This is a genomic window from Bradyrhizobium sp. UFLA05-153 (assembly GCF_054185185.1).
The window spans coordinates 80,161-88,131 of sequence record NZ_JBBIAM010000032.1 but is presented as its reverse complement, the minus strand read 5'-3'; the positions used below and the strand labels follow the sequence as shown (position 1 = coordinate 88,131).

Below are 7,971 nucleotides of genomic sequence, written 5' to 3'. Positions count from 1 at the left end.
CGCGGGCACAGACTTCCGGCCAAGGTTCCTCACGGACGCTGGAAGACCATGACCTTCCTGGCCGCCTTGCGCCATGACCGGATCGATGCGCCATGGTTCATCGAGGGACCAATCGATGGCGTAAGCTTTCGGACTTATGTCGAGAAGGTTCTTCTGCCGACCCTTCGCCCTGGCGATATCGTGGTCATGGACAATCTCGGCAGCCACAAAAGCAAGCTCGTGCGCCAGCTCATTCGCTCCGCCGGCGCCAAACTGTTCTTCCTGCCAAAATACTCGCCCGACCTGAACCCGATCGAACAGGTCTTTGCCAAGCTCAAACATCTGCTCCGAAAGGCCGCCGCCCGAACCGTCGATACGGTCTGCGCCGCCATCGGTGAAGTTCTGACGGCATTCACCCCTGGAGAATGCGCGAACTACCTCGAAAATTCAGGCTATCGAACCTAATGCCATCACGCTTTAGCCGCCAACCGGATCAGGTTCGAACCTCGACAGGCCGGCGTCGAGCAGGCTTGGCAGCAGCGGCGCTGCGCTGGGGATATGCCGCGCGTCGTCCGGTGCCTTCAACGCGGCGTCAACGTCCCTGACGTCTCACTCAATGATCGGCACCTGCCTCGCCGCCGTGCGCGGCACCGTGCCATCGAGGCGCGGGTCGTCGGCGATTTCGATCTGACGGCAGAAGGCGCGGAAGCCGGAGCGCTGGTAGAAGGCGAGCGCCGCGGGGTGATCGAAGGTGCAGGTGTGCACCCAGACGCGCCTGACGCCTTGCGACCAGGCGCGTTCGAGCGCGCGGTTCATCAGCCAGCGGCCTGCGCCGGTGCCGATGAGTTTTGCGGTGACGCCGAAGAATGCGAGCTCGCATTGGCCCGCCTCGCGGAAGTCGAGCTCGAGCAGGCCTTCTTCGCGGCCATCATCGACGAGCGCGTAGATCTCGACCCTCGGCGACTGCACGATCGCCGCGAGCTCCGCATCCGGCATGCACAGGCGCGAGAACCACAGCCAGTCCTCGCCAACCCGCGCATAGAGTGCACGAAACCAGTCGAGACCGGGTTGCTCGACTCGGCGCAACGTCCAGGCGCCCAGCGGATCGTCGCGCAGCGGCGGCCGCGCGGTCATCTCCAGATGCGTGACGACCGCGGCGATCTTCCCGCTCGGCACGTCCGAATAGCCGTCGGGGAGGATCATTCGCCGCTCACTCTCCCTCGTCGCTCGCGAGCACGCCCTTCACCGCGCGCGCCCAGCCGGCAAGCTTCCGTTCGCGCGTCGCCTGGCTCATGCTCGGCTTGAAGCGGTGCTCGAGGCGCCAGTTGTCGGCGAATTGCGTCGGCTCGGGATAGACGCCGGCGTTGAGGCCGGCGAGATAGGCGGCACCCAGCGCCGTCGTCTCCTGGATCACCGGGCGGTCGACCGGCGCGTCGAGGAGATCGGCAAGACGCTGCATGGTCCAGTCCGAGGCGGTCATGCCGCCGTCGACGCGCAAGACCACGCTCGCCGTTTCCGAGCTCGGCCAATCCGCCCGCATCGCGGCCCAGAGATCGAAAGTCTGGTAGCAGACGCTTTCCAGCGCGGCATGGGCGAGCTCGGCCGGGCCGGTGTTGCGGGTCAGGCCGAACAGTGCGCCGCGCACGCGCGGATTCCAGTACGGCGCGCCCATGCCGACGAAAGCCGGCACGAGATAGACGCTCTGCATGGAATCGGACTGGTCGGCGAGCGGGCCGGTCTCGGCCGCGTGCTTGATGATGCCTAGGCCATCGCGCAACCATTGCACCGCGCTGCCGGCAACGAAGATCGAGCCTTCGAGCGCGTAGGTGCGTTTTCCGCCGAGCTGATAGGCGATGGTGGTCAGCAGCTTGTTCTTCGAGGCCACCGGCGTGGTGCCGGTGTTGAGCAGGGCAAAGCAGCCGGTGCCGTAGGTCGACTTCATCATGCCCGGGCGGAAGCAGGCCTGGCCGATGGTCGCTGCCTGCTGGTCGCCGGCGATGCCGCAGATCGGAATCGCGCCGCCGAACAGGTCGGGGGTGGTCTCGCCGAAACGGGCGGAAGAATCCTTCACTTCGGGGAGCATCGAGCGCGGCACGCCGATGAGCTCGAGCAGTTCGTCGTCCCATTCGCCGGTGTGGATGTTGAACAGCAGCGTGCGCGAGGCGTTGGTCGCATCCGTTGCATGCACCTTGCCACCGGTGAGCCGCCAGAGCAGGTAGCAATCGACCGTGCCGAACATCAGTTCGCCGCGCGCGGCCCGCGCACGGGCGCCGGGGACGTTGTCGAGGATCCAGGCGACCTTGGTGCCGGAGAAATAGGGATCGATGATCAGGCCGGTCTTGTCTGAGATCCGGGGCTCGTGGCCTTCGGCCTTCAGCTTCGAGCAGATATCGGCGGTGCGGCGGTCCTGCCAGACGATGGCGCGGTGCACGGCCTGGCCGGTGGCGCGGTCCCAAACCACGGTGGTCTCGCGCTGGTTGGTGATGCCTATCGCGGCAACGTCCTTGGCCGTGACGCCGGCGCTCTGGAGCGCGTCGCGACAGACCATCACGGTCGAGGTCCAGATGTCCTCCGGCTCATGCTCGACCCAGCCCGAGGCCGGAAAATGCTGCGGAAACTCCTGCTGCGCCTTCGCCGCGATGGAAATATCGCTGCGAAACACGATGGCACGCGAGGAGGTGGTGCCCTGATCGATGGCGAGAACGAAAGACATGAATGTTGACCTTGGCGATTCCGGTATCCCGGGAGGGTTATTGTGTCGCGGCTAAAGGGAGCGGATTGGGACGGGAAGGTCAAGACCGCCTTGTTCCATCGAAGCAAGCGCCTGTCCCGCCCTGCCGCAAGGCTAAAGCGCGATGAGATTTGGATGAATCGTTATCGCGCTTTAGGTCATTGTTTGAGCATGATCTTTTCGGAAAACCGCTTCGCACATCGCGCTAACGGGGCCCTTCGGGTCCGGATCATTCCCCAGGACGGCGGGAGCGAAAGTGTAACTTGCCGGGACCGGCAAACGGGGCGGCATGACCTTCACGTCTCTTCAGTTCGGCGTTTTCGTCGCGGTCGTATTCGGCGCCTACTATTTGCCGCCCTTGCGCCACGTCCAGGTCCAGCTCCTCGTGCTCGCGAGCGTATTCTTCTACGGCTTCGGCCAGCCGGAGCTCCTGCCGCTGCTGCTCGTTGCGGTGCTCGGCACCTGGGTCTGCCTGGTGCTGGCGTTCGACAACCGTGCGGTGTGGATGCCGGCGGGGATCATCTTCAATCTCGGGCTGCTCGCGTTCTTCAAGTACAAGTTCCTGTTCGTCGACGCCGCCTCGGCTCATCCGATCGGATTCGCGCCGGTCGACTTCCTGCTGCGCTTGCCGCTGCCGATCGGCATCTCGTTCTTCGTCTTCCACAACATCAGCCTGCTGGTCGACCTGACGCGCGAAAAACGCCCGCCGCCGCTGCGCGACGTCTTCCTCTACATCATCTTCTTTCCGCAGCTCGTCTCCGGCCCGATCACGCGCGCGGGCCAGTTCATGCCGCAGATAGCGCCCAAGCACCTTGCCGACGTCGCCTTCGTGGAGGCGGCCAAATGGATCCTGGCCGGCTATTTCTTCAAGCTCTATGTGGCGAACAACCTCAACGAGATGACGTCCTATATGGACTTTCCGCTCTATGAGATGGTGCGCACGCAGGACCGCTGGCTGCTGGTGTTCTTGTACAGTTACCAGATCTATGCCGACTTCTTCGGCTATTCGGCGATCGCGCTCGGCCTCGGGCTTTTGTTCGGATACCGCCTGCCAGTCAATTTCGACCTGCCATACATCTCGGCCTCGTTCTCCGAATTCTGGACGCGCTGGCACATTTCGCTGTCCAATTGGCTCAAGACCTATCTCTACATCCCGCTAGGCGGCAACCGAAAGGGCGTGGTGCGAACCTGTCTCAACCTGATGATCGTGATGACGCTCGGCGGACTCTGGCACGGCGCGAGCCTGAGCTACGCGCTGTGGGGCATGCTGCACGGGCTTCTGCTCGTCATCGAGCGGCCGTTTCTGAAGGTCCTGGGCAGTGCCGGATCACTCGTGCGGCTGCTCCGCATGGGCATCGTGTTCCTGTGCGTGACGATGCTCTGGATCTTCTTCAAGCTGCCGAACTTCGATCACGCGCTCGGCTATCTCCACGGCATGTTCACGCCGACGACCAATCCCAATCCGACGAAGCTGTTCTACAATCTGGCCCTGCTCTACAGCCTTCCCGTGATCATCCAGCATCTCGGTATCGGCGCGATCGTCGAGGGCCGACTGCGACGATGGGAGCCCTATCTCTATGGCGCGCTCGCGGCCCTTGCTTTTCTCGAGGCGGGCCCCGACGCCGCCTTCATCTATTTCCAGTTCTGACCATGCCGCAGACCTCGCCACTTCCATGGCTGGTTCGATGCGTCGCTACAGCGGCGGCGCTGCTGTTGGCCTGCGGTCTTGCGACGGCATGGATCGGCGCGGCGCTTCAGCAGCCGGCGGTCACGACCCGTGACGGCAGCCTCATCACCCTCAACCGTTATGTGAGGGAGCCCGTGCCTGACGTCGTGCTGGTCGGCAGCTCGGTCACCTGGCGTCTCAAGGAGGAATATTTCTCACGTCCCCGCGTACGCAATCTTGCGCTGGCCGGCGGCTCTCCAGTGACCGGCCTCGAGATCGTCGCGAAGCAACCGCGCCTGCCGAAAATCATCCTGATCGAGACCAACGTTCTCTCGCGCGCCGTCGACGGCGCGCTGGTTGAACGGTTCACCGGTGCCGAACGGGCGGGCGCGTTGTTTCTCCGTCCGGTGCGAACGGCGATCGCGGCGTTTGAGACCCTTAATCACGCGCCGCCGGATGCCGCGAAGGCGCGCGCCGAGCGCGAGGACCTGCTGAGCCAGTCGCCCTCCGGCTTCGACAACCACGTCTATGTCGAGCGCGCCGTAGGGGAGATGAACGCGGAGGAGCCGTCTGCCCGCGCCAAGGACAATGCGACGCTCATCAAACAACTCATCGGCGAGATCGAGCGCCGCGGCGGGCGCGCTTTTCTGATCGCCGTTCCGTTCTCGCCGGAGATCGAAGCGACGAGCTCCGTCAGGGCGACCAGGACGATCGTGCAAGACGCCTTCCCGGATCAAGGCGCATGGCTGGCGATCGACGCACCACTCTCGGAGCTGCGCTGGGCCGATGGCGTCCACCTCGACGAGCGCTCCGCCCTGATCGTCGCGCGCGCGATCGAGAAGGCGTTGGCGGAACGCTAGCTGCATCGCGTGGGTGGGCACGCAGTCGTCGATGACGAGACGATTGCGACCTTGCCGGTGAGATCGAACGGAGATTTTTGCTGGGCTCCCTGGCTCAGCTCGTTCGACCGTCATCGCCCGGCTTGACCGGGCGATCCAGTAACGCAGAGGCGGCGCGGATAGAACCGAGAAGCCGCAGCGTACTGGATTCCCCGCTTTCGCGGGGAATGACAGCTTCCGTGCGTCAGATCAACCCGCCCGCGTCCGCGACGCGGCGCTGGTGATACTCGGTGTCGCCAAACGTGTTCTCGATCATGGTCAGGCGCTTGAAGTAGTGGCCGATCTTCGCCTCCATGGTCATGCCGATGCCGCCGTGGAGCTGGATCGACTGCTGGCCGACGAACTTCAGCGACTTCCCGATCTGCACCTTGGCCGCAGCGATCGCGCTGGAGCGCTCCTTGGCGTCCTCGAAATCGTTCGCCATGGTCGCGAACATCGACATCGAGCGGGCCTGCTCGGCGGCGACGAACATGTCGGAGGCGCGGTGCTGGAGCGACTGGAACGAGCCGATCGCGACGCCGAACTGCTTGCGCGTCTTGATGTACTCGACGGTGGTCTTCAGCGATTCATCCATCAGGCCGACCGCTTCGGCGCAAAGCGCGACGCGGGCCTCGTCGACGACGCGCTCGATCAACGCGAGCGAATCCTCAGGATTGCCGATCGCCGCATCGGCGCCGACCTCGACACCGGTCAAGGCGATGTCGGCAGCGTGCAGGCCGTCCTGCGTCGGATACGACTTCCTGGTGACACCCTTGGCGTTCGCCGGCACTAGAAACACGCCGATGCCGCTTCTCTCGCGGCGATCACCCTTGGTGCGGGCGGTGACGATGAGCGTGTCGGCGTTCTCGCCGTTCAGCACGACGAACTTCTCGCCGTCGATGACCCAGCCGCTACCCTTCTTCTTCGCTGACGTGGCGACGTCGAAGAGGTCGTAGCGCGAGTTCTTCTCGAGCTGCGCAAAGGCGAGCGTCTGGCTGCCGTCGATGATGCCGGGCAGGTGCGCGACCTTCTGCGCATCCGAGCCGCCATGGCGCAGGAAGCCGCCGCCGATCACCACGGTTGCGAGATACGGCTCGAGCACGAGCGCCTTGCCGAGCGCTTCCATCACGATCATGGTCTCGACGCCGCCGCCGCCGAAACCGCCATCGGCTTCCGCGAAGGGCAGGCCCAGGAGGCCCTGCTCGGCGAGCCTGCCCCAGACGGCTTTGCTCCAGCCGCCCTTCTCCTGCATGTACTTCTTGCGGCTCTCGAAATCGTAGGAGTCGGTCAAGAGACCGTCGACACTGTCCTTGAGAAGCCGCTGCTCCTCGGTCAAATCAAAATCCATCTGTCTCTCCAAAATCGACGCAGGGTTCTGTTCGCCTGCCGTCGCCTCACCCTCAGACGTCATCCCCGCGAAGGCGGGGATCCAGTAAACGCAACCGCATGCCGTAATCACGACCGCCGCGGCGTACTGGGTCCCCCGCCTTCGCGGGGGACGACACCGTTTGTTGCGTCTCTCACAGCCCCAGCACCGCCTTGGCGATGATGTTGCGCTGGATCTCGTTGGAGCCGCCGTAGATCGAGACCTTGCGGTTGTTGAAATAGCTCGGCGCGATCTGCGCGGTCCAGTCCATGGCTTCGTTCGAGCCGTCGTCGCCGTGGATGTCGTAGGGCGCGGCGAACGGGCCGATGACTTCCATGAGCAGTTCGGTCGTGGTCTGCTGGATCTCGGAACCCTTGATCTTCAGCACCGAGGATGCCGGATTGGGCTTGCCCTTGCCGTGCTTGCCCTCATCCGCAACGACGCGAAGCTGCGTGAGCTCCAGCGCCTTCAGCTCGATCTCGCAAGCCGCAAGCTTCTCGCGGAAGGCAGCATCCTGGATGATCGGCTTGCCGCCGGACTCGACCTTGGACGCCAGCTCCTTGATGCGGCGGATGCGCTCCTTGGAGACGCCGACGCGCGCGATGCCGGTGCGCTCGTTGCCGAGCAGGAATTTTGCGTAGTCCCAGCCCTTGTTCTCCTCGCCGATCAGGTTCTCAATGGGCACCTCGACGTCGTCGAAGAAGACTTCGTTGACCTCGACGCCGCCGTCGATGGTCTGGATCGGGCGCACGGTCACGCCCTTCGACTTCATGCTGAAGACGATGAAAGAGATGCCCATCTGCTTCTTGGCCGACGGATCGGTGCGGCAGAGGCAGAAGATCATGTCGGCGTGCTGGGCGAGCGTGGTCCAGGTCTTCTGGCCGTTGATGATCCACTTGTCGCCCTTGCGCTCAGCCTTGGTCTTCAGCGAGGCGAGGTCCGAACCGGAGCCGGGCTCGGAGAAGCCCTGGCACCACCAATCGTCGACATTGGCAATGCGCGGCAGATACTTTTTCTTCTGCTCCTCATTGCCGAAGGTGTAGATCACCGGGCCCACCATGCTGACGCCGAAGGCGAGCGGCTGCGGCGCCGGATAGGACTGCAGCTCCTCGTTGAAGATGTAGTGCTGCACGGATGTCCAGCCGGTGCCACCATATTGCTTCGGCCAGTGGCTGACGCCCCAGCCCTTCTTGTTGAGGATGCGCCACCACGTCACCATCTCGTCCTTCGAGAGATGGCGGCCTTCGACCAGCTTGCGGCGCGTGTCCGGCGGCACGTTGTCGCGGAAGAACTGCCGCACTTCCTCGCGAAACGCCTGCTCTTCTTTCGTGAATGCGAGATCCATCGGATC

Annotated in this window: 7 protein-coding genes; 3 read left to right on the top strand and 4 right to left on the bottom strand. The window is 64.0% G+C overall.

Annotated features, from left to right (window positions below):
* Positions 1–444 (top strand): IS630 family transposase (locus tag Q2941_RS20655; protein ID WP_458193568.1); only part of this gene is annotated, 444 nt, incomplete at its 5' end.
* 144 nt (positions 445–588) lie between these two features.
* Here the strand turns inward: Q2941_RS20655 and Q2941_RS20650 are convergent.
* On the bottom strand, positions 589–1,182 hold the full coding sequence (locus Q2941_RS20650) for a GNAT family N-acetyltransferase (RefSeq protein ID WP_458193567.1): 594 nt from the start codon (positions 1,180–1,182) through the stop codon (positions 589–591).
* Between the two features lie 7 nt (positions 1,183–1,189).
* Complete coding sequence (glpK, locus tag Q2941_RS20645; RefSeq protein ID WP_458193566.1) at positions 1,190–2,692, bottom strand: glycerol kinase GlpK; 1,503 nt, start codon at positions 2,690–2,692, stop codon at positions 1,190–1,192.
* 307 nt (positions 2,693–2,999) lie between these two features.
* On the opposite strand from glpK, the gene Q2941_RS20640 reads away from it, so the two are divergent.
* Together Q2941_RS20640 and Q2941_RS20635 are read left to right on the top strand one after the other, a co-directional pair.
* Positions 3,000–4,358: an MBOAT family O-acyltransferase gene (locus tag Q2941_RS20640; RefSeq protein ID WP_458193565.1), complete on the top strand. Its 1,359-nt coding sequence runs from the start codon at positions 3,000–3,002 to the stop codon at positions 4,356–4,358.
* A 2-nt stretch (positions 4,359–4,360) separates the two neighbouring features.
* Entirely contained in the window at positions 4,361–5,236 is an 876-nt protein-coding gene (locus Q2941_RS20635; RefSeq protein WP_458193564.1) for a hypothetical protein, read from the top strand.
* Positions 5,237–5,459: 223 nt separating this feature from the next.
* On the opposite strand, the gene pimD is transcribed toward Q2941_RS20635, so the two are convergent.
* Positions 5,460–6,602, bottom strand: a complete 1,143-nt coding sequence (gene pimD / locus Q2941_RS20630) for a pimeloyl-CoA dehydrogenase small subunit (protein ID WP_458193563.1) — start codon at positions 6,600–6,602, stop codon at positions 5,460–5,462.
* Positions 6,603–6,774: 172 nt separating this feature from the next.
* Positions 6,775–7,965 (bottom strand): pimeloyl-CoA dehydrogenase large subunit, encoded by a 1,191-nt coding sequence (pimC, locus tag Q2941_RS20625; RefSeq protein ID WP_254109160.1) that lies wholly within the window; start codon positions 7,963–7,965, stop codon positions 6,775–6,777.
* Positions 7,966–7,971: the final 6 nt, after the last annotated feature.